This window comes from Streptomyces neyagawaensis, assembly GCF_023516595.1.
GTDB classification, from domain to species: Bacteria; Actinomycetota; Actinomycetes; order Streptomycetales; family Streptomycetaceae; genus Streptomyces; species Streptomyces neyagawaensis.
In genome coordinates this window covers 502571-523835 of record NZ_JAMGBG010000001.1, presented here as the reverse complement: position 1 = coordinate 523835, position 21265 = coordinate 502571, and the positions used below count along the sequence as shown (strand labels likewise).

General features: G+C 70.6%; 18 protein-coding genes. 15 read left to right on the top strand and 3 right to left on the bottom strand.

The window, feature by feature from the left end:
• Positions 1 to 59: 59 nt before the first annotated feature.
• The 3 genes from M8J73_RS02160 (at position 60) to M8J73_RS02150 (ending at position 2140) form a co-directional block, all read left to right on the top strand.
• On the top strand, positions 60 to 683 hold the full coding sequence (locus M8J73_RS02160) for a TetR/AcrR family transcriptional regulator (RefSeq protein WP_055542416.1): 624 nt from the start codon (positions 60 to 62) through the stop codon (positions 681 to 683).
• Between the two features lie 81 nt (positions 684 to 764).
• Positions 765 to 1466, top strand: coding sequence for a ribonuclease HII (gene rnhB / locus M8J73_RS02155; RefSeq protein WP_055512478.1), 702 nt, complete (start codon positions 765 to 767; stop codon positions 1464 to 1466).
• Between the two features lie 68 nt (positions 1467 to 1534).
• On the top strand, positions 1535 to 2140 hold the full coding sequence (locus M8J73_RS02150; RefSeq protein WP_249828151.1) for a hypothetical protein: 606 nt from the start codon (positions 1535 to 1537) through the stop codon (positions 2138 to 2140).
• 297 nt (positions 2141 to 2437) lie between these two features.
• Here M8J73_RS02150 and M8J73_RS02145 read toward each other — a convergent pair whose 3' ends face one another.
• Positions 2438 to 3064: a hypothetical protein gene (locus M8J73_RS02145; protein WP_055538463.1), complete on the bottom strand. Its 627-nt coding sequence runs from the start codon at positions 3062 to 3064 to the stop codon at positions 2438 to 2440.
• A 350-nt stretch (positions 3065 to 3414) separates the two neighbouring features.
• Here M8J73_RS02145 and M8J73_RS02140 point away from each other — a divergent pair, with 350 nt between their 5' ends.
• From M8J73_RS02140 to M8J73_RS02115, 6 genes are all read left to right on the top strand, one after another.
• Entirely contained in the window at positions 3415 to 5574 is a 2160-nt protein-coding gene (locus M8J73_RS02140) for a RecQ family ATP-dependent DNA helicase (protein ID WP_055538464.1), read from the top strand.
• Between the two features lie 131 nt (positions 5575 to 5705).
• A complete protein-coding gene (locus M8J73_RS02135; protein ID WP_055538465.1) occupies positions 5706 to 6791 on the top strand; it encodes a hypothetical protein in 1086 nt (361 codons plus the stop codon).
• Positions 6792 to 7057: 266 nt separating this feature from the next.
• Positions 7058 to 8146 carry a hypothetical protein gene (locus tag M8J73_RS02130; RefSeq protein ID WP_055538466.1) on the top strand — a complete coding sequence of 363 codons (1089 nt, stop codon included), beginning with the start codon at positions 7058 to 7060 and terminating at the stop codon, positions 8144 to 8146.
• A gap of 21 nt (positions 8147 to 8167) precedes the next feature.
• Positions 8168 to 8896: a hypothetical protein gene (locus M8J73_RS02125; RefSeq protein ID WP_240501211.1), complete on the top strand. Its 729-nt coding sequence runs from the start codon at positions 8168 to 8170 to the stop codon at positions 8894 to 8896.
• An 11-nt stretch (positions 8897 to 8907) separates the two neighbouring features.
• Positions 8908 to 9672, top strand: coding sequence for a hypothetical protein (locus tag M8J73_RS02120; protein ID WP_157873123.1), 765 nt, complete (start codon positions 8908 to 8910; stop codon positions 9670 to 9672).
• A 247-nt stretch (positions 9673 to 9919) separates the two neighbouring features.
• The gene (locus M8J73_RS02115; RefSeq protein ID WP_055538469.1) at positions 9920 to 11029 is read left to right on the top strand and encodes a M14 family metallopeptidase; all 1110 of its coding nucleotides are present in this window, start codon (positions 9920 to 9922) and stop codon (positions 11027 to 11029) included.
• 78 nt (positions 11030 to 11107) lie between these two features.
• Here M8J73_RS02115 and M8J73_RS02110 read toward each other — a convergent pair whose 3' ends face one another.
• Positions 11108 to 12352 carry an ATP-grasp domain-containing protein gene (locus tag M8J73_RS02110; RefSeq protein WP_055538470.1) on the bottom strand — a complete coding sequence of 415 codons (1245 nt, stop codon included), beginning with the start codon at positions 12350 to 12352 and terminating at the stop codon, positions 11108 to 11110.
• Between the two features lie 98 nt (positions 12353 to 12450).
• Positions 12451 to 13818: an MFS transporter gene (locus tag M8J73_RS02105; RefSeq protein ID WP_055538471.1), complete on the bottom strand. Its 1368-nt coding sequence runs from the start codon at positions 13816 to 13818 to the stop codon at positions 12451 to 12453.
• Positions 13819 to 14348: 530 nt separating this feature from the next.
• On the opposite strand from M8J73_RS02105, the gene M8J73_RS02100 reads away from it, so the two are divergent.
• From M8J73_RS02100 to M8J73_RS02075, 6 genes are all read left to right on the top strand, one after another.
• Positions 14349 to 15587, top strand: coding sequence for a hydroxyacid-oxoacid transhydrogenase (locus tag M8J73_RS02100; RefSeq protein WP_055538472.1), 1239 nt, complete (start codon positions 14349 to 14351; stop codon positions 15585 to 15587).
• Positions 15588 to 15660: 73 nt separating this feature from the next.
• Positions 15661 to 17118: an aldehyde dehydrogenase family protein gene (locus M8J73_RS02095; protein WP_240501212.1), complete on the top strand. Its 1458-nt coding sequence runs from the start codon at positions 15661 to 15663 to the stop codon at positions 17116 to 17118.
• A gap of 168 nt (positions 17119 to 17286) precedes the next feature.
• Complete coding sequence (locus M8J73_RS02090; RefSeq protein ID WP_055538473.1) at positions 17287 to 17712, top strand: LuxR C-terminal-related transcriptional regulator; 426 nt, start codon at positions 17287 to 17289, stop codon at positions 17710 to 17712.
• A gap of 104 nt (positions 17713 to 17816) precedes the next feature.
• On the top strand, positions 17817 to 18791 hold the full coding sequence (locus tag M8J73_RS02085) for a GlxA family transcriptional regulator (protein WP_055538474.1): 975 nt from the start codon (positions 17817 to 17819) through the stop codon (positions 18789 to 18791).
• Between the two features lie 32 nt (positions 18792 to 18823).
• Positions 18824 to 19873: an aspartate-semialdehyde dehydrogenase gene (locus M8J73_RS02080; protein ID WP_055538475.1), complete on the top strand. Its 1050-nt coding sequence runs from the start codon at positions 18824 to 18826 to the stop codon at positions 19871 to 19873.
• Positions 19870 to 21198, top strand: coding sequence for an amino acid kinase family protein (locus M8J73_RS02075; RefSeq protein ID WP_249828150.1), 1329 nt, complete (start codon positions 19870 to 19872; stop codon positions 21196 to 21198). The genes M8J73_RS02080 and M8J73_RS02075 overlap by 4 nt, the downstream gene beginning before the upstream one ends.
• Positions 21199 to 21265: the final 67 nt, after the last annotated feature.

The window sequence follows — 21265 nt, the reverse complement described above, 5'->3', positions numbered from 1 at the left end:
CCGACCGCCCGCTCGCACCCGCCGAGATCCCCACCCCCAGGCTCAACGGAGAAACACAGATGGTCACTTCGCGCTGGACGGCCGCTCCCGCTCAGACGGCCTCCCCGCGTCGGCGCGGCGCCGTACTCGAGCGCGCGATCCTCGATGCCGCGCTGGATCAGCTCAGTACGGTCGGCTGGAACGGCCTCACCATGGAGGGCGTCGCCGCCGGCGCCCAGACGGGCAAGGCCGCGGTCTACCGGCGCTGGCCGTCCAAGGAGGACCTCGTGGCCGACGCGCTCCAGGCCGGGCTGCCCCGCTTCGACGAGGCGCCGGACCGCGGAAACGTACGTGACGACCTCCTGGAACTCTGCCGCCAGGCCCGCGAGGCGATGTTCTCGCGCCCCGGGTTCGCCCTGCGGTCGGTGATTCACGAATGCGACACCCTCCAGGCAGAGCGCTTCCACACGGTGATCATCGAGGGGGTCGTCGAGCCCACGGTGAAACTGCTGCGGGAGGTCCTGGAGCGCGGAATCCGGCGCGGCGAAGTCCGCCCCGACGCGGCCAACGGCTATGTCCTCGACGCTATTCCCGCCATGATGATGTACCGCTCGAAGGTGTGCGGAAGCGAATGGAGCGAGCAGGAGATGGCGGAGATGATCGACCAGTTGATGGTGCCGCTGCTGCGCTCGCCGGGCGCCTGAACCGGCCCCGGCGCCGGGCCGCGACCGCCCCGGGAACCTGGGTGTCGCACCACCTCGCGGGCGGCGTAGGCTAAGGGCGCCATGCCGTACGAACCACCTACACACACCGTCGAGCGCTCCCTGCGCGCCACGACCGGAGCGAAGGTCATTGCCGGTGTCGACGAGGTGGGGCGAGGTGCGTGGGCCGGCCCCGTCACCGTCTGCGCGGCGATCACCGGACTGCGCCGACCGCCCGAGGGCCTCACCGACTCCAAGCTCCTGACGATCAAGCGCCGCGAGGCGCTCGCCGAGGAACTGCTGAAGTGGGTGACCTCGTACGCCCTCGGTCACGCCTCCCCGGAGGAGATCGACGACCTGGGGATGACGGCCGCGCTGCGGCTCGCCGCCGTACGGGCCCTGGACGCGCTCCCGGTGCGTCCCGACGCGGTCATACTCGACGGCAAGCACGACTACCTCGGTTCGCCCTGGCGCGTCCGTACGGTGATCAAGGGCGACCAGTCCTGCGTCGCCGTCGCGGCGGCCTCGGTGATCGCCAAGGTTCGGCGCGACAAAATGATGGCCGAACTGGGTGTCGAGCATGCAGACTTCGGTTTTGCGGCCAACGCCGGCTATCCGTCGCCCGTGCACAAGGCCGCTCTGGCGGAGCGGGGGCCCACCCCGCACCACCGGTTGTCGTGGGCGTATCTTGATGCGCTGCCCCAGTGGCGGCACCTCAAGAAGGCCCGCAACTGGGCGGACGGAAGCGTTCCGGAGATCGAGGGTCAGCTCGGCTTCGATTTCTGACGGATTCGTTCGCACTCATGTGCCACCCGCTGACGCGAGTCGTCGCGGCGTTTGATAAACATCAGCTCATGCCTCTCATTCCCGAGGAGCCTCAGATTCACGAGAGTGCCCAGGGTCCGCGCGCCACTCCGGCCAGCGGCCGCGTCGCGCCGACCCCTCGTCCCGTACCCGGACCCCGTCCCGCGGCCCCGCCGCGTCCCGGCCGTCCGGGTCCTGCCCGGCCGGTGCCGGCCCAGCGCGCGTCGCACACCGCGGCCAAGCCCGGGCCGTCCGCTCCGGCCGCCACCCCGCAGATCCAGCTGCTCCCGGCCTCGGTCGAGGGCGCGCTGGACGCCGCGGAGGAAGCCGTCGACCTGCTGCTGGAGTCGGGGCGCGCCCCCGGTGACGTACTGGTGATCACCACCGGTGAGCAGCACCCGTGGGCCGCCCACGAGCTGTCCTTCGGGGAGAGCGCGTACTGGGCCCAGCACGACGCGGGTGACGACGTGTTCTACGCCGACGCCTCCGCCGTCGGGCGGGCCGCGCCGCGTCCCGTGGTCGTGGTTGCCGTCAACGGCGGCACCGAGGCCCTCGCCGCGCAGACACTGCCCCAGGCTCTCGGCCGGGCGCGTGCGCTGCTGATCGTCTGCGGCGACCCGCAGAAGATCAACGCGGTGCTGGGCGCCGGAGTCTGAACGACCGCGGACCCTCCCGGTAGGCCCGCCAGGGCACACCGGGGAGCGACGCGTGCCCGTCACGGCCCCCGGGGCGCGGTGACGGCCACACCCCGCGACGGGGCGCTTCGGCGTGCCGGCGGGGTGTTTCGCGTGCCCGCGCGCCCTACGCGTGCGGGCACGCGGGTGCACGTACCCGTAGGCGTGCGCATACGCGAGCGCCCCGTGGGGTGTGGGGGTGTGTGGGGGCGCGTGCGTGGCCTGAAGTGTGCCGGCGCCGCCGGGCCCGGCGTGACGGGAGGGCCCGAAGGCCCCGGGTCAGCGGGCCGCCGCTCGGCGCAGTACCTCGGAGGCCACCCCGCCGGTGCGCGGTATCGGCGGCGGTGCCATGGCCGTGGCGAACGGCTCGGTCGGTGAGTCCGCGTGGGGGCGACGGCCACCGCGGCCCTCGCCGAGGACCTGCCAGCCGTCACGCGTCAGCGTGATGTACGCCCCGCAGCGCAGTCCGTGCAGGGTGCAGGCGTCCCGCAGGCCCCACATCCACGCCCCGTCCTCCTCCGTCCAACGCGCGTCCCCGTCACGGCAGTACAGCAGGACGGCCGTCCGGACCGGCGCACGCCGGCGCAGGTCGTGCGGGATGACCCGGCGCAGCTGCGCGAGGAGCGCGTTACGGAACATCCAGCCGTCCGCCGGAGCCGGTCGCCTGATGAACGAGGCGCTCGCCCGCAGCCGTTCGTCGGGGTCCAGGACGGCGATGACCGCCGTCGCGGGCCGCGGCTCGTGGCGCGCGTGCAGTCCGCTGACGACCTCCCGGGGATTACGCAGCAGCGGAATCCCCGCGGCGGCCCATTCCGCGGGCTCGAGCAACCGGTTGGCGGAAGCGGCGGACAGGTCGGCAGACGTCGACATGGAGGCCGCCGAGGACGGAGCGAATCCGAAGGTCACGATCCTCCCTTCGGCTACGCGCCCACACTGCGGGCGGGGTCGGACTGGGGGAGCGCACGCCGCAGCAGAAGCCCTACCGGTTCACCGGTGGGCCGTGCGGGGAGCGGACCTCAATTCTTCCTGGCGAACTTGGTTGCGGCAACGAGCAATTGGGGCCACTGGCGGTTTTGTGGTGATCCACCGTTTATATCCCCGCCCCGTGGGAGTCGTCGGCAACGCCCCGGGTGGCGGGTGGCAACGCGCTGTTGACGTGTCGATCGGGGGCGGCACATCGCCCGTGGCTGCTTGTGAGGGAGGGGTCGCGTGGGGTGAGGTGGCTGACTGTCCGAGGTATCGGGTTGCATGGGGGCATGGACACCGTGAAGCTCCGTGCCGAAGCCGACGCCATCCTCGCCGAGCTCGTCGGCGACCCCACGGGGTCGGCGACGCTCCGGGAGGACCAGTGGCAGGCGGTGGCGGCCCTCGTGGAGGAGCGCCGGCGCGCCCTGGTGGTGCAGCGCACCGGCTGGGGCAAGTCGGCGGTGTACTTCGTCGCCACCGCCCTGCTGCGCCGTCGCGGGTCCGGTCCGACGGTGATCGTCTCGCCCCTGCTGGCTCTGATGCGCAACCAGGTCGAGTCGGCGGCGCGCGCCGGCATCCAGGCGCGGACCATCAACTCGGCCAACCCGGAGGAGTGGGAGACCGTCTACGGAGAGGTCGAGCGTGGCGAGGCCGACGTCCTCCTCGTCAGCCCCGAGCGCCTCAACTCCGTGGACTTCCGCGAGCATGTGCTGCCCCGGCTCGCGGCCACCACCGGTCTGCTGGTGGTCGACGAGGCGCACTGCATCTCCGACTGGGGACACGACTTCCGGCCCGACTACCGCCGGTTGAGGGCGATGCTGGCCGAACTCCGCCCCGGCGTACCGGTGCTCGCCACCACGGCCACCGCGAACGCACGGGTGACGGCCGACGTGGCCGAGCAGCTGGGCACCGGCGGCGGCGAGGCCCTGGTGCTGCGCGGCCCGCTGGAGCGGGAGAGCCTCCGCCTCGGGGTCGTACGCCTGCCCGACGCGGCCCACCGGCTGGCCTGGCTGGCGGAGCACCTCCAGGAGCTGCCGGGCTCCGGGATCATCTACGCCCTCACGGTGGCCGCCGCCGAGGAGGCCACCGCCTTCCTGCGGCAGCGCGGCTTCGACGTGGCGTCCTACACGGGGCGCACGGAGAACGCCGACCGGCTCCAGGCCGAGGCCGACCTCCAGGAGAACCGGGTGAAGGCGCTGGTCGCGACCTCGGCCCTCGGCATGGGCTTCGACAAGCCGGACCTGGGGTTCGTGGTCCATCTGGGTTCGCCGTCCTCGCCGATCGCCTACTACCAGCAGGTGGGGCGCGCGGGGCGCGGTGTGGCGCACGCCGATGTGCTGCTGCTGCCGGGCAAGGAGGACGAGGCCATCTGGCGCTACTTCGCCGACACCGCCTTCCCGCCCGAGGTACAGGTCCGGCAGACCCTCACGGCCCTCGCCGAAGCGGGGCGGCCGCTGTCGGTGCCGGCCCTGGAGACGTCCGTGGACCTCCGGCGCACCCGGCTGGAGACCATGCTGAAGGTGCTCGACGTGGACGGGGCGGTGAAGCGGGTCAAGGGTGGCTGGATCTCCACCGGCGAGCCCTGGTACTACGACGCCGAGCGGTACGCGTGGGTCGCCAAGCAGCGGGCGGCCGAGCAGCAGGCCATGCGCGACTACGTGAGCACGTCAGGGTGCCGGATGGAGTTCCTGCGCCACCAGCTCGACGACGAGGGCGCCGCCCCCTGCGGCCGGTGCGACAACTGCGCGGGAGCCTGGGCCGACTCCTCCGTCTCCACGGACACGCTGACCAGCGCGACACAGGAACTGGCCCGCCCCGGGGTGGAGGTCGAGCCGCGCAAGATGTGGCCGACGGGGATGCCCGTCCTCGGCGTCGACCTCAAGGGCCGTATCCCGGCCGCCGAGCAGTGCTCCACCGGGCGTGCCCTCGGGCGGCTCTCGGACATCGGGTGGGGCAACCGGCTGCGCCCGCTGCTGGCCGAGAACGCCCCCGACGGACCCGTACCCGACGATGTCCTCAAGGCCGTGGTGACGGTCCTCGCCGACTGGGCCCGCTCCCCGGAAGGCTGGGCGTCCGACGGTCCCGGCTCCGTCGCCCGGCCCGTCGGAGTCGTCGCCATGCCCTCCCTGCGGCGCCCCCAGCTCGTCGCCACACTCGCCGAACGCGTCGCCGCCATCGGGCGTCTGCCCTTCCTCGGCAGCCTCGCGTACACCGGGCAGGGCGGCGAGCACACGGCGCGCCGCAGCAACTCCGCACGGCACCTCCAGGCCCTGTCCGCCGCCCTCACCGTCCCCGACGAACTGGCCGGTGCCCTCGGCTCGGCCTCGGGCCCCGTGCTGCTGGTGGACGACTTCGTCGACTCCGGCTGGACCCTCGCCGTCTCCGCCCGCCTGCTGCGCCGGGCGGGCGCCCGACAGGTCCTGCCCCTGGTGCTCGCCACTACGGGCTGAGAATTCCCCCTCACCTGCGGACACAGGCGGAAGTACTAGAGGCGGAAAAAGCGCAGGGACCATCGTCCTATGGCGGAAGAACTCCGCGGCACGCCAGAGTAATGACCACGGCGAGGAAATACGCAGAGGTCATGACGGGAGTGATCGTGTCCGCGCAGATATCCATTGATCCCGGCCGCTTCAGCCAGTTCGGTGAAGCCATCGGAAGCACTTTCTGTCTGATCACGAATTCTGAGCTGGTTGATCGGATCGAAGTCAAGGAGACGGCACAGTACCGGCAGTACCTGACCATCACGCTGGACGCGGGGGACAATTTCGAGGAAATTCTCGAGAAGAAGATCCCGGAACCCGCGCACGTGCTGGTGATCTCCCCGCACAGGTTCTTCGAGTCACCGGACCCCGATCTGGTGGGGCAGCGGAAGATCATGGGCATGGCGTGCAACTCCACGCCCACCGGGCTCGACGAGATCCGGCACTTCCTCGGTGTGATGGAACGGACGTCGGCCGCCGACCAGGCGGCGTTCTGCGACACGTTCTTCGAGCTCGCCGAGGACGCGGACCACCTCGTGTACGCCGACCCCGTGCACGGCACCCGCGCCACCCTGGACCACCTGCGCGAGGGCCTGGTGTGGAACCAGCAGGCCGGGCCGCTGGACTGGGGCGACCAGCAGATCGTCCCGTCCGGTGAGATCAGCGTCCTGCCGGTCGAGATCAGGGAGTTCGACGAGGCCCTGAAGCTGCCGCTGGAGGGCGAGATCACGCTGCGCGGCTACCCGATCCTGCACAACGGCACCCCCTCCTTCTCCCGGCGCGACCAGGCACGCATCCACTCCCAGCTCTGGGCGATGCACGACAACGCGATCAAGGCGGTCGTCGAGGACGGCAGGATCCGGCATCTGGAGGCGCTGGACGCCGGGGCGGCGCCGGCCGTGGCGATGCTGGAGCAGATGTTCGCGGTGGACTCCCGCTACCGGATCGTGTGGGAGATCGGCCACGCCCTCAACGTCTCGCACGACATCCTGCCCGGCAACCACGCCATGAACGAGGTGTACGGAGGCACGGAGGGCTGCCTGCACTTCGGGCTCGGCCTCACCCCGTACACCCAGTACCACCTGGACATCATCTCGCCCGACACCCGCGTGCTGACCAGTAACGGCGTCGCGGTGATCGGCCACCCGGACCACCCCACCGTCGAGCGGGTCGTGTCCGCCGCGTAGCGGACCGCCACCGTTCGACCCTGCGGGGTGTACGCAAGGAAATACAACCAACAGGAGGTGACTCGCCATGAAGAAGATCAAGGTGCAGAAGAACCGCAACTACCTGGGCACGCTCCTGGGCTGAGTACCGACCCGTGGCGGGGCAGGCACAATGCCCCGCCACGGGGTTCCCCTTGTCTTTTCCGGGACTGCTGCCTTTTCCAGGAGTCCGAGAGTTCTACCCTTTCCGGGCTTTCCGGGATCCTGTCTTCTCTAGGAGTGCGCCCGTGCCACCGCTGGAACTCACGACAAGCGATTTCGGTCAGTTCGGTGGGTCGGCCGAGACTTTCTGTCTGATCACGAGTGAGCAGTGCGGCGAGTCCATCTCCCTGAATCCGGGCGACGGGTGCTCCCGCGTCCTGCGCCTGACGCTTCCGCCCTGCACCCGCCTCGGCGAGCTGATCGCGACGAGCGTTCCCGAGGACGCGCATGTGCTGGCGGTCTGTCCCGGGCGGTTCCTCGACTCGCCGACACCCGAGGAGCTCGGCGGACGCAGGCTGGCCGTGCTGCCGGCCGGGTCCACGCCCCTCACCGACGAGCACGTCCGCTACTTGCTGCGCACCGCCGCCCGCACCGACGTGGCCCGGCAGACCCGTGTCGCCGAGGAGTTCTTCGACCTGGTGGGCGACAGCGACCGGCTGACGATCGTCGACGACGTCTCCGGCACCGAGGCCGAGTTCGACCACACGGCCGGCGCCTGTGTCTGGAACCAGCAGGCCGGCGTCCTGGAACCGGGCGACCAGCAGATCTTCCCCCCGGGGAAGCTGAGCGTCACCGCCGCGGAGATCACCACGTTCGAACCGGACGCCCGGCTGCTCGGACTCAACGGGGACCTCACCCTGCGCGGATGGCCGATCGTCCACCGCCACGAGGACCCGGCCGACGGCGCCGACCAGCGACGACTCTTCGAAGCCCTCTCCCCGCTCGTCGCCCACGCCGTGACGCTGCACATCGCCGCCGGAACCATCGAGGGCGTCACGCCCCGGACACCGGGCGCGACCTCGGCCGCGGTCGAGCTGGAGAAGCTCCTCACCGACGACCCGCGCTATCGCGTCATCTGGGAGCTCGGCTTCGGGATCAACACCACCACGGAGATCATCCCGGCGAACTGCGGCCCCAACGAGGTGTACGGCGCCACCGGCGGCGTCGTGAACCTCGGGCTGGGGATCACGCCGGCCACGCGCTTCGCCCTGGCCTTCCTGTGCCCCCGCAGCTCGCTGGTGACAGCGGACGGAACAGCCGTCCTCGGCGCCCGCAAGGCGGTACGCCGCGGCCGGATGCAGCGCGTCTCCAGCGCGAGCTGCGGCTGCCACTGACCCCAAGGAGGGATGCACGCCATGACGATCAACCCCGAACTGCGCAAGAAGGTCGACGCGATCCTCGACACCTTCATCAAGGACTTCTACGAGACGGTCCCGTACGCCCAGCACCAGAAGAACTCCTCCGAGCTGAACCTCGACTACTACAAGCGCCACAACATCGAGACCATCCTGCGGCTGCGCCGCAAGCGGACCGTGGACGCGCTGGCCATCAAGTACTTCACCAAGGTGGACCCGGTCCAGGCCAAGGCGTGGGCGCACTACACCGACGACGAGATGCTGCACGACCGGCTGTTCGCCGCCGACCTCGCCAAGGTCGGCGTCACCAAGGACCAGATCTACTCCACGGAACCACTGCTCTCCACCAAACTGCTGACCGGATACCTCCAGTACGGCATGGAGTTCGAGGACAGCCCGCTGGCGCTGATCACCAGCGTGTACTTCGTGGAGTACGTCACCACGCGCACCCAGCCCGAGTGGCTGGACAACCTGGGCGAGGTCCTCGGCGAGGACAACGTCAAGGGGGCCCGCGCCCACGTCAACACCGACCTCGACGACGACCACGACGACTTCGTGTGGCGGGTGCTGTCCACGCTGATCACGTCGGACGCCGAGGAGCAGAAGGTCGTCGAGCACCTCAACCACATCTACTGGCTGTGGAAGCTGTACTTCGTGGAGCTGCACCAGCTCACCGTGATCGGCAGGAGCGACGCGCAGATACCGCTGCCCACCGCGGCCGAGGCCTGAGCGGGGCCGCGGTGGCCGACGACGACCGCGGTAGGCGGTCCGAAGGGCGGCGGGTTGAGGTGCTGGCCCTGCCGCCCGGCCGGGAGCTGCCGACCGAGACCGAGAAGTGGATCGTGGACGGCCTGGTCCTCGCCATGCCGGGCCTGCACACCCGTCAGCTGTTCACGCTCCGGCGGGACATGCTGACCGAGGCCGATCATGTGATCGTCGGGGTGGACCGGGAGCGGGATCGTGTCGTCGCGCTGCTCACCTCGCGGTGGGCGGAGATCCCCTCGGGGCGGCCCTGCCTGCACATCATGATCCAGTTCGTGGGGGACGCGTACCGCAACGGCTCGGTCTTCAAGGAGAGCTGGGCCCTGCACTTCGACCGGCTGCTGGCCGCGGGCCGCCCGTTCCCCGAGGTGATCGCGCTCAAGACGTACAACCCCGTGGTGCACTGCGCGATGGCGGCGTTCAGCGGTCACCCGGACATCACCATGTACCCGGATCTCGCGGGCAAGGACGACAGCGGGGCGGCCCTGGCGGCGGAGGTGGCCGGGGCGCTCGCCCCCGGAGCCGCCTTCGACCCCGCACGGGGAGTGGTCCCCGGCATCGGCCGCCCGGTCGACCTGTACCGGGAGCGGCCCCTGAGCCACGCACCCGACGCCAACCGGTACTTCGCCGAGCACACGCGACCGGGGGACCGGGTGCTGTGCCTGCTGCACGTGCCGACACAGGCGGGGGCGGACTCGATCCTCACCGCCCTCGGGCTGCCGGCGCCCTCCGCCCGCCGCTGACACTCCCGGCCCACCGGGCCCGGCGCCCTCACAAGGCGCCGGGCCCGCCCCTCGTCCCGTGCCGCTGGTGTCGGGCGCCTGTCCGTGCCGCCGGTGTCGGACGTCCGTTCGTGCGGCCGGCTTCGGGCGCGTGTTCGCGTGGCGGTGCGGCCGCCGCCGCGTCGGCGCGCGGTCCCGGGCGGCCGTACCTCAGCCGTACGTCACCCGTACGCCATCCCACCCGGCACTCCAGCGATCGCGAGGCACCATGTCGGACGCATTTCCGCACGACTACTCCCGGGCACGCGCGGACTTCCTGGGCGCCGCGCAGGCGGCGGGCGCACGGCTGAGGACCTTCGTCCTGCCCGGGCACCGGGGGCCCGACGGCGGCGAACTCGCCGTCGACACCGCCTACCTGGGTCCGCCCGATCCGGTGAAGCTCCTGGTGACGGTGTCCGGGACCCACGGCATCGAGGGCTTCTGCGGTTCGGCCTGCCAGACCGGGATCCTGCTCCGCGAAGGCCTCGCCGAGGCCGCCGCCGGACCCACCACCGGCGTCCTGCTCGTCCATGCCCTCAACCCGTACGGCTTCGCCTATCTGCGGCGGGTCAACGAGGACAACGTCGACCTCAACCGGAACTTCGTCGACCACGATGCCCCGCCGCACAACGATGCCTACGACGCCGTGCACCGCACGCTGATCCCGCCGGACGCCGCCGCGTTCGACCCCGGCGAGCTGGTCGCGAACCTCACCGCGCTGCGCGACGAACTCGGCCCGGGGCGCCTCCAGGAGGCCGTGACCCGCGGTCAGTACCGCCACCCCGACGGCCTCTTCCACGGCGGGAGCGCACCGACCTGGTCCCGGCGGGTGTTCGAGACGGTGGTGGCCGAGCAGATCGCCGGCGCCGCCCACATCGGCTACATCGACCTGCACACCGGGCTCGGCGAGCGAGGCGTCGGCGAACCCATCTTCCGCGGCGGCCGTGACGCAGACGCCCACCAGCGGGCCCGCCGCTGGTACGGCGACGCGCTCACCGCCTCGGAGCACGGCACGTCGTCCTCCACACCCATCGTCGGCAACACGGCGACCGCGGTGGCCGACGGGATCGGCGCGGACAGTCGGCTGACCGCGATCACCCTGGAGTTCGGCACCCGGCCCGGCCCCGAGGTGCTGCTGGCCCTGTGCGCCGACACATGGCTGCACCGGCACCACACGCCGGCTGACGCCGTCCGCTCCGACCTCAAGCGGCTGATCCGGGACGCCTTCTGCCCCGCCGACGACGCCCGCTGGCGCGAACAGGTCCTCCGACGGGCGCGGGAGGTGTTCGACCAGGCCCTCACCGGCCTCGCCGACGCCAAGCCCGGCGACCACGGCTGACGCGTCGAGCACCGCGGCTACGCCGAACCTCCCGCAGTCCGCCGACGACTGCGGGAGGTTCGGCGTTTCGGCGGTGCCCTACGGGTCGAGCGGCTCGATCTCCACCTTGGCCTCGATCTCACGCACCCGCTGGGTGTCCTCGTCGAGGACGTCCTGGTCGGGAGTGGAGAGCAGGACCCAGCCGAGCGTGGTGAACAGGTCCTCCGTCTTCGGGACCCGGGAGCCGTTCGGGTAGCGGCAGCCCAGCTTCTGGAACGAGGCGAGGTCCCGCATCGAGTCCAGGACCTCCGCGTTGCGCATGATCCCGCTGTTCGCCGCGGAGAGCCAGGCCACCCGGGTGGGCTGCACGATCTCGTAGCCGGGGCTGAACGCCGAGTCCAAATGGTGCCGCACGGTGCGGTCGATCTGGGAGTCCCCCGTCGCGAGCCGCGCGGCCTGCTGCGCACAGCCGCCGTCGAGGCGCGCCGCGATCTCGATCAGACGGGGCCCCTGGTCCGTCAGCATGATCTCGGTGTGGGTGCACCCCGTTCGAATGCCGACGGCCTCGGCGACCTGGCGCGTGTACGCCTCCAGCACCTTGACCAGCGGGTCCTCGGGAAGGAGGTAGTCCTCGGCGTCGTAGACCCCGATGCGGGCGCCGCGGGCCGACTTGCTGTACCGGACCACCGCCACCAGCCCCAGTTCCCCGTCGACGGAGTAGGTGTCGACGACGAACTCGGTTCCCGACGCGAACTCCTGGACGAGGATGCTGTCGTTGGTCAGGTCGAACATGTTGACCGAGCCCAGCAGCCGCCTGAACGAAGGCCGCCAGTCCTCGCCCGCCTCCACCTTGTGCACGCCGTCCGTGCCGCCGCTGCACCGGGGCTTGAGCACCAGCGCCCGCCCCTCCAGGCCGGTCTCCCGAAGCCAGTCGGCCGCTTCCTCCTCGGTCGCGGCGGCGAACGTCCGCAGATGGGGGATGCCCGCGTTCGCCACGGCCTGGGCCATGGGCCACTTGTCGCGGCGGGCGGCGGAGAGTTCGGGCACGTTGCCCGTGCCGGGGAACAGTTCCTCGACGAGGGCGTCCACGAGCCTGACCGCGTGCTCGTTGCCGGGGATGACGGCGACGGGGTCATAGCCGCGCACGGTTTCCACCAGCTTCGCGAAGTCGCCGTCATGGAAATGGGTCGCGCTGAAGGACTCCGGCTTCCAGCCGTGCAAGTAGGACTTGAGGGGTGCCGGTGTGCTCAGGACGGCCACCGACGCGACCCCCCGCGCCCGGAAGGCGTTGGCGAACTCGGCGGCCTCGGAATAGGGATCGACCAGGATTACATGGCGTTGCATCTAATTGCTTCCCCTTCTGCGAATTTCCCGATGCTTGCGCGATCGCCGTTCCGCTCCTGTGGCTCCGCAGTAGGTTCCCGCCCTCCTGCGGAGCCGTCCTAGGTTCCTGTCCGGATCTCCGCGTCGGCTGTTCCGGAATCGCCGATCCCTTTCACCTCGTTCTCGGTGCGGTCCTCGTTCTTCTCCGTGGCCAGGGGTGGGCGCACACCGGCCCACGCGGCCGCCGCGGCGAGCAGACCCACCACACCGCAGCCGAGCCACAGGCCTTCCTCGTAGCGATTCCAGATCATCACTCCGATGAACGGGCCGACGGCACTGCCGAGTCCGTACAACGCGTTCGACGCGCCGAGATAACGTCCTCGGAGTGCGGGCGGGCCCGCTTGTGCGGGATAGGCGAAGAACAGCGACGGATAGCCGATGATTTCGCCGAGGGACCAGACGAGGGTGGCGATCACCAGTGCGGCCAGCCCCAGCGGCAGGGCGTAGAGGCTCATGCCGACGCCGGTCAGCAGCACCCCGATGATCACGGCCGTCCGGATCTGCCAGCGCTGCACCACCTTGGCGACGAGGAGTTCGCACGTGATCACGAGAAGACCGTTCAGCGCGATCATCGCCGCGTAGACCTCGATTCCCATACCCAGGTGTTTCACGGCCAGCGGCAGGGCCGAGATGTGCTGGATGTAGATCACCGAGCTCACGAACATCGCCAGCAGGAACATCAGATAGCGGCGGTCGGTCAGTACCGCCAGATACGAGGCCTTCGGCGCCGCCGCCTTCCCGTCGGCGCCCGTGGCGCCGGCCGCCGCCCCGCCGTCCTCCGTTTTTGTCGTGTCCGCCGTGTCCGCCGTCATGCGGTGCGGCAGGGTGACCGCGGCCACGGCGGAGAAGACCACCACGGCAAGCGCCTCGCCCCAGAACAGGAAGTCCCAGGAGACCTTGACGAGCGCCGCGCCCAGCAAGGGCGCGGCCGTCGTGCCCAGATTGATCGCCAACCGCCCCATGGCGAAGATCATCACGTGGCGTTCGACCGGCGTGAGAAGGCTGATCATGCTGGTGGACGCGGGCTGGTAGGCCAGGCTCGCCGCGCCGCTGATGGCGATGACCACGAGGATGGCCCAGTAATTGTCCAGGTAGAGGACGCAGGGGAGGAGCGCGGCCGAGCCCAGCAGGGTGCTCACGATCGTCAGCCGCGGGCCGAGCCGGTCGGACATCCAGCCTCCGACGAGCGTCCCCAGGACGGCTCCCGCGCCGTACACGCCGAGCGCCGCACCCGCCTGGCCGTCGGAGAACCCGCGTTCGGTCAGATACAGCACCATGAAGACCTGTACGAACCCGCCCAGGCGAATGATCATGGTGCCGGCCAGCAGGGACTTCACCGCCGTGGGGGACTCGCGCCAGACCTGCCGTACCCCCGCGTGCTGCTTGACCGCCCCGTCCGACGCTCTCGTCGCGTTGTCCTGTGCCATGCGTCTCACTGTGCGGAACCGGTCGGCACGGCAACAGGGCCCGCACTGACGATCACCATCGAATTACTGCCATCGCAGCCGTACCGTTCCTGATCGGCGAGGGCGGTGAAAACAGGGTGCGCGACCGGTTGCCGTCCTGCCGGAGCAGGAATTTCACCAGTACTGGCTCAAAGGTGCTGACCGATCCGGCCATAGGACTTCGGACCTATGGCGGGGCCGAAACCTACTGGCTAGTGTGGCCACCGATCGACAGGGCCATGGGACCCTGGTCCTATGGCAGCAGCGAAATCGACTGACTAGTGTGGCCCTCACCCGGTCGAAATTCCGCGTGAACGGCGACATCACCGTGCCGAGCGGCCACATCATCTGACCGTGCGTCATCCTTCGCGACAACTGTTTCGTGTTCGCGAAAAGTTTCGCGATCGAAGCCACCGAGATCGATCTGAAGACGGGGGTGGACTGTGGAGTCGTATGCGTATGGCGGAAATGGTCCAGAGCGGGAACGAATAATCAGCTGGCAGGCACCACCGATGAAATTCGGTGTCGGTGCCACCCGGGAGATCGGCCATGAACTGCGGAAAGCCGGCATCTCATCTGTGCTGCTGGTGACCGATCCCATTCTGGCCGAACTCGGTCTGCCCGCCCGTGTCGCCAAACAGATCGAACAGGAGGGGATCTCGGTCGCGGTGTTCGACCGCGCCCGGGTGGAACCCACCGACGAGAGCTGCGCCGAAGCGGCCCGTGAACTGCGGTCCCTCCAGGTGGACGGTTACGTCGGTCTCGGCGGCGGCAGTTCCATCGACACCGCCAAGATGCTGAACCTGCTGCTCACCCATCCCGGCCGCCCGGTCCGCGACTACCTGAACGCACCCATCGGCGCCGGATCCCCGATCCCCGGCCCGCTCAAGCCACTGGTGGCGGTCCCCACCACAGCCGGCAGCGGCAGCGAGTGCACCGCCATGGTCGCCCTTGGCGTCACGGGTCTGAACGTGAAGACCGGGATCAGTGACCTGCGGCTGCTGCCCTCCCTCGCACTGGTCGACCCGGTCAACACGCTGACCCTGCCGCCGGCGGTCACCGCGTCCTCGGGCTACGACGTCCTGACCCACGCCTGCGAGTCGTACACGGCCCGCGCCTACGACCGGCGCCCGCCCTACCCCACCCCCGGGGACCGGCCGCTGTACATCGGCGCCAATCCGATCAGCGACGTCTGGGCGGAGCAGGCGCTGGAACTGGTCGGCCGCTACCTGAGGCGCGCCGTCCTCAACCCGGACGACCTGGAGGCCCGGACGGGGATGAGTCGGGCGGCGAGCTTCGCGGGGATGGGGTTCGGCAACGCCGGAACCCACATCCCGCATGCCTGCGCGTACCCCATAGCCGGGCTGGTCCGCGACCACCGACCGGACGGATACCAGGTCGACCACGCCATGGTGCCCCACGGAGCGGCGGTCGTCTCCACCGCCGCGGCGGCCTTCGAGTTCACGTACCCGACCTCCCCCGAACGCCATCTGCGGGCCGCCGAACTGCTCGGGGCCAACCTCGCCGGCGTGACCGAGGCCAACGGCGCGGACGTGCTGCCGACGACCCTGCTCAGCATCGTCGCGGACACCGGAGGGCCCGCCGGACTGTCGGACTTCGGCTACTCCACGAAGGACCTTCCCGACCTCGTCGAGGGCGCGCTCAAACAGCAGCGGCTGCTGGTCTGTTGCCCCCGCGACGTCGCCCCACGCGATCTCAAGAGGATCATCGCCGGTTCGATGGCCGCCTGACCTTCCGACCGTCCGGCCGTCCGACCATGAAGCAATGCGGCCATCCCCCCAGGCCAAGGAGCTGGATGCACCCGTGAGTGAAGCAGTAATACCGGAATACACGGCTGTCATCGCGGGAAAGCAGGTTCCCACCACGCGGTGGATCGACGTCCTCGATCCGTCGAACGCCCGCCCCTTCGCACGAGTCGCCCGCTGCGGCGCGGCCGAGGTCCAGTCGGCCGTGCAGGCGGCCCGGCACACGTACGAGACGGTCTGGCGCTTCACGACGCCGGTCGAGCGCTCGCGGATCTGCCACCGCATCGCCGACGGGCTGCGCGCCGAACGCGAGGATCTGGCACGGCTGGAGACCCTCGACACCGGCAAGCCACTCGGCCAGGCCCGCGTGGACGCCGACATCGCCGCCCGCTACTTCGACTTCTACGCCAACGCCGTCGAAGCCCTGGGCGGGGACACGATCCAGCAGCAGCCGGGCCGACTGGCCTTCACCCTGCGCGAACCCTACGGCGTGTGCGGCCACATCATCCCGTGGAACTATCCGCTGCAGATCGCCGCAAGGACCGTGGCCCCCGCCCTCGCCGCCGGGAACTGCTGCGTCCTCAAACCGGCCGAGGACGCGCCGCTGACCTCGCTGCGCCTCGCCGACATCGTCGAACAGGCGGGACTTCCGCCCGGGGCCCTCAACGTCGTACCGGGCCTCGGGGAGGAAGCGGGCGCCGCGCTCGCCGCCCACCCCGATGTGGACCGCCTCGCCTTCACCGGCTCGCGGGAGGTCGGCGAGGCAGTGATGGCCGCGGCTGCGCGGAACATCGTGCCGGTCACTCTGGAACTCGGCGGCAAGTCGCCGCACCTGGTCCTGCCCGACTTCGATGTCGCACGCGCGGTGCCGCAGATCGTGGAGTCGATCACCGAGCACGCCGGACAGAACTGCTCGGCCGGCAGCAGGCTGCTCGTCCACCGCTCCGTGCACGACGAGTTGGTCGCCGCCCTCGCCGAGGAGTTCCGCTCCCTGCGCATCGGGCCGGGGATCGACGATCCCGACCTCGGCCCGCTCATCTCCGACCGCCAGCGCGACAGAGTGCTCGGACATCTCGCCGACGGCCGGCGCACCACCGAGGTCGTCGTCGGCGGGGGAGTACCACGCGGGGACCTGTACGACGAGGGCTTCTACGTGGAACCCACCATCCTCGACCGGGTGACCCCGGACCACCGGGTCTTCAACGAGGAGATATTCGGACCCGTCCTGTGCGTCTCGGTCTTCGACACGCTGGACGAGGCGGTCGCCCTCGCGGAACACACCACCTACGGACTGGCCGCCGGAATCTGGACGTCGGACGTGACGACGGCCCACTGGCTCGCCCAGCGTCTGCGGGTGGGGCAGGTGTTCGTCAACAACTACAGCGCGGCCGGTGGAGTCGAGTTGCCGTTCGGCGGCTACCGGCGATCGGGAATCGGAGTGGAGAAAGGCCTGGAGGCATTGCGCGAATACACGCGTTGCAAGACGGTGGCGATCCACGCGCAGCTTTCTTCCTGACCCGGTGCCCGAACTCACCCCCGCAGCCCCCGAATCCTATGGAGAAGCGCGTCTCATTTCATTCATATCGATGGAGGGAGTTCATGAATGTCACGTGTTGTGCGAGAGCCCGCCACCGAGTCGAGAGCCCGACGGTGCTGCGTGTTGTGCGGGGCGCCGGCGCAGCCCGTGGCGGCACTGGCCGAGGTCGTCGCCAACGTGCACAAGGCGCTGGACGAGGCGCAAGGTGCTCTGGAAGCCCAGGAGCAGGTGATCGAGGACTTACGGGCCGACGCCGACGCCGACGGCGGCCGCCGGACCGCCGTCGAACCGTCGCGTTCCGAGGAGGTCCTCGCGGCCCGGACCTCGCTCGACCTGCTGACGGCCCGTGAGCGCGAGATCCTGGTGCTCATCTCCCGGGGAAATTCGAATCGTCGCGTGGCCAAAGCACTCGGAATATCGGAGAAGACGGTGAAGAACCACTTGTCCGCCGTGTTCACGAAGGTCGGCGCATCCGATCGCACACAGGCCGTGGTAATGGGAATCCGCAGTGGGATCGTCTCCATTGGTGAGCCCTTCGACGATGCGCCTCCGCCCATGAACGCGAGTGAGTGACTCCCATCGCTCCAGGGCCCATGCCGAGAGTATGCGGGCCGATCCGGCCAGGCGACAGCGCAGGGACTGTCAGAAGACCACGCATTACTGCCACATTGGTTCCCATGCTGAAGAACGTAGCCGCGGTCCTGCTCGACAACGTCCATCCATTCGAACTCGGTGTCGTGTGCGAAGTATTCGGGATCGACCGCAGCGAGGAGGGGCTGCCCGCGTACGACTTCGCTCTCGTCGCCGCGGAAGCCTCGTCGGTGCGGGCGGTGCCCGGGTTCACCATCAGCACGCCCTACGGGCTCGACCGGCTGGAGGAAGCCGATCTCATCGCCATCCCGGTGGGGGACGACTTCCACACCAGGGACTTCCCGCCCGCTCTTCTGGAGGCACTGCGGCAGGCGGTGGCCCGCGGCGCCCGGGTCGTGAGCGTCTGTGTGGGCGCTTTCGTCCTGGGCGCCGCGGGACTGCTCGACGGACGGCGCTGCACGACCCATTGGCGGTACGCCGCCGCGCTCACCGAGCGCTACCCCAAGGCCCAGGTCGAACCGGGCGTCCTCTATGTCGACGAGGACCCGATCCTCACCTCCGCCGGCACGTCCGCGGGCATCGACGCCTGCCTCCACCTGGTGCGCAAGATCCAGGGCAGCGACGTCGCCAACGCCATCGCCCGGCGCATGGTGGTGCCCCCGCACCGGGAGGGCGGCCAGGCCCAGTACATCGAACGACCGGTCGCGCACGTCGGGGAGGACGGTGTGCGCGAGGTCCTGGCCTGGGCCGAGCGGCACCTGGACCAGGAGATCAGCGTCGAGCAGCTGTCGGCGCGGGCCTGCATGTCGCCGCGCACGTTCGCCCGCCGCTTCCGGATGGAGACGGGGACCACCCCCTACCGCTGGCTGCTGGCCCAGCGGGTGCTGAGCGCCCAGCGGCTGCTGGAGAACACCGACGACACCATGGAGATGGTCGCGGCACGGACGGGCTTCGCCAACGCGGCGGCCCTCCGGTACCAGTTCGTGCGCTCCCTCAACACCACCCCCAATGCCTATCGGCGTGCCTTCCGGGGCCGCTTACCCGACACGACCACGCACTGAGCCCCACACGGGGGGCCGACAGGAGGAACCGAATGCTGCGCATCGCGGTAGTGGGCGCCACCGGAGCGGTGGGCCGGGAGTGCCTGGCCCTGCTCGACGGCGGGATCGTGCCCGTGGAGCAGGTGACACCCGTCGGCTCGGCGCGCAGTGTCGGTCGTGATCTGGCCGCCGAACTGGCGCTCTCCCTGCCCATGACGGACGTGGTCACCCTCGACGATCTGGACCCGAGGGGTCTGGATGTCGCCATTTTCTCCGCGGGCGCGGAGGTGAGCGCCCGAGAGGCGGAGCGGCTCGCCTCGGCCGGGGTGCTGGTCGTCGACAACAGTTCTGCCTTCCGGATGCGCCCCGATGTCCCCCTCGTGGTGCCGCAGGTCAACCCCGGCGCCCTCGACGACCGCCCGGTGAGCGGCCTCGTGGCCAATCCCAACTGCTCGACCATCCAACTGGTGCGCGCCCTGCACCCGTTGCACGAACTGGCGGGCCTGGAGAGCGTCGTGGTGGCGACTTACCAGGCGGCGTCCGGCGGCGGAGTACGCGGTCTGCGGGAGCTGGCGGAGGGCTCCAGGACCATTTTGGACGAGCCCCGCGCGCAGGGTGCCCCCGGCGGGCGCTTCGGGCAGCCGCTGTCCTTCAACCTCGTCCCCGAGATAGGGCTGCGGGACGACACCGGGCTCACGCACGAGGAACGCAAACTCGTCCGTGAACCGCGCAAGATCCTCGGCCTGCCGGAGCTGCGGGTGAGCGCCACCGCGGTACGCGTCCCGGTCTTCGACTGCCACTCCGAGGCCGTGCACCTCCGGCTGAAGGAGCCGGTCACCACCGTGTCCGTCGAGGAGGCCCTGGCCGCCACGCCCGGCCTCCGTGCCTACCGCCGGTCGGACGATCCCTCCTACCCCATGCCTCGCACCGTCTTCGCCCGCCCCGAGGACCGGGCCCTGGTCCATGTCGGCCGTATTCGCGTCGAGCCCGAGGACGACCGGGCGGTGGCTCTGTGGGTGGTCGCCGACAACCTGTGGGTGGGAGCGGCACTGAACGCCCTGCAGATCGTGGAACTCGCCACCAAGAACGGGTGGCTCGGATGACCCCCCGCCGCGCCCCCGGCAGCCGTCCGCTGGTGCTGAAGTTCGGCGGCTCCGCCTTCGCCGACCTGGACGGCTATCACCGCGTCGCCCGGTACGCGGTGCGCCGCAGCGCCGAGGAGGAGCGCCCACTGGTCGCCGTGGTGAGCGCGATGTCCGGGACGACCGGCAGACTCCAGCAGACCTTGGACGCCCTCGCCGGCGACCCACCGGCCTCGGTCGCCGCGATGCTCCTGACCACCGGTGAGACCGTCAGCGTCGCCCTGCTCACGGCCGCGCTCGACGCCCAGGGCGTGGCCGCGCATCCGGTTCCCGCGGCGGGCACCGGTCTCCTCGCCGAGGGCCCGCCGGACCGGGCGACGGTGACCTCGGCCGACGCCACGGCGCTGTCCCGCGCCCTGGCCGACGGCGGGATCGCGGTCGTCCCCGGCGGCCAGGCGGTCGACGCGCACGGGCGGACCGTCATGCTCGGCCGCAACAGCTCGGACCTCTCCGCGGTGGCGACGGCGGCGATGGTGGGCGCCGACACCTGCGAACTCTTCTCCGACGTGCCCGGCGTCTGCACCGCCGACCCCTATCTCGTCCCGGAGGCCCGCACCCTCTCCCGGATCAGCTACGAGGGGGTGCGGCGGATGTCCCGCCACGGGGCCAAGGTCGTCCACGAGGGCGCTGTGCAGTGGGCGGAGCGCGCGGGGGTGAGGGTGTGGTGCCGTCCCTTCCCCTGGGGTGAGGGGGCGGCGGGCGACACCGGGGTGGGGGAGCGGTTGGGGGGCGAGCCGGAGGAGGGGGGCGTGGCCGGGGAAGGGGCCCTGGTGCGGGACCGGGCTGGTGTTGTGGGTGACGGGGTCGTGGTCGGCGAGCAGCGGGCCGTCGGCACCGTCGTGGGGGTGGGGCCGGAGGCGGCTGCCGTGGTGGTGCACCAGGGCAGCGATGTGTGGTCGTTCCGGTCCGGCCGCGAACGTCGGGCGGTGGCTGGGCGGTTGCGGGCCGAGGGCCTGCCGGTCACCGAGTTCGACACCGCGGGCGAGATCTGCCTGACGGTTCCGACAGGGGCACGGGGCGCGGCCCGGCACCTGAGCGGCGCGCGCCGCCTCGACGACCTGTGCCTGGTCACCGCCCTCCGGGCGGACGGCCGGGCGGATCACATCGCGGTGCCGCGCTCGGAAGCCGTCGCCGAGGCCCGCCGTCGGCACGCCGCGCTCTATCCGTCCCCCGTCGGACCCACGGCACCGCCCGCCGCCCCGCCGGTCAAGGCCCGTTCCCCGCACAGTGACGTCCTGGTTGGCTCGGGGCCGGCCCCCGCCCCCGACGACCAGCGGGTGGACTGAGCCGGATGCGGGCGGATGGTGGGGATCCGGGGTGGGCAGGTTCGGCAGGTTCGCGTCGTTCATGGCC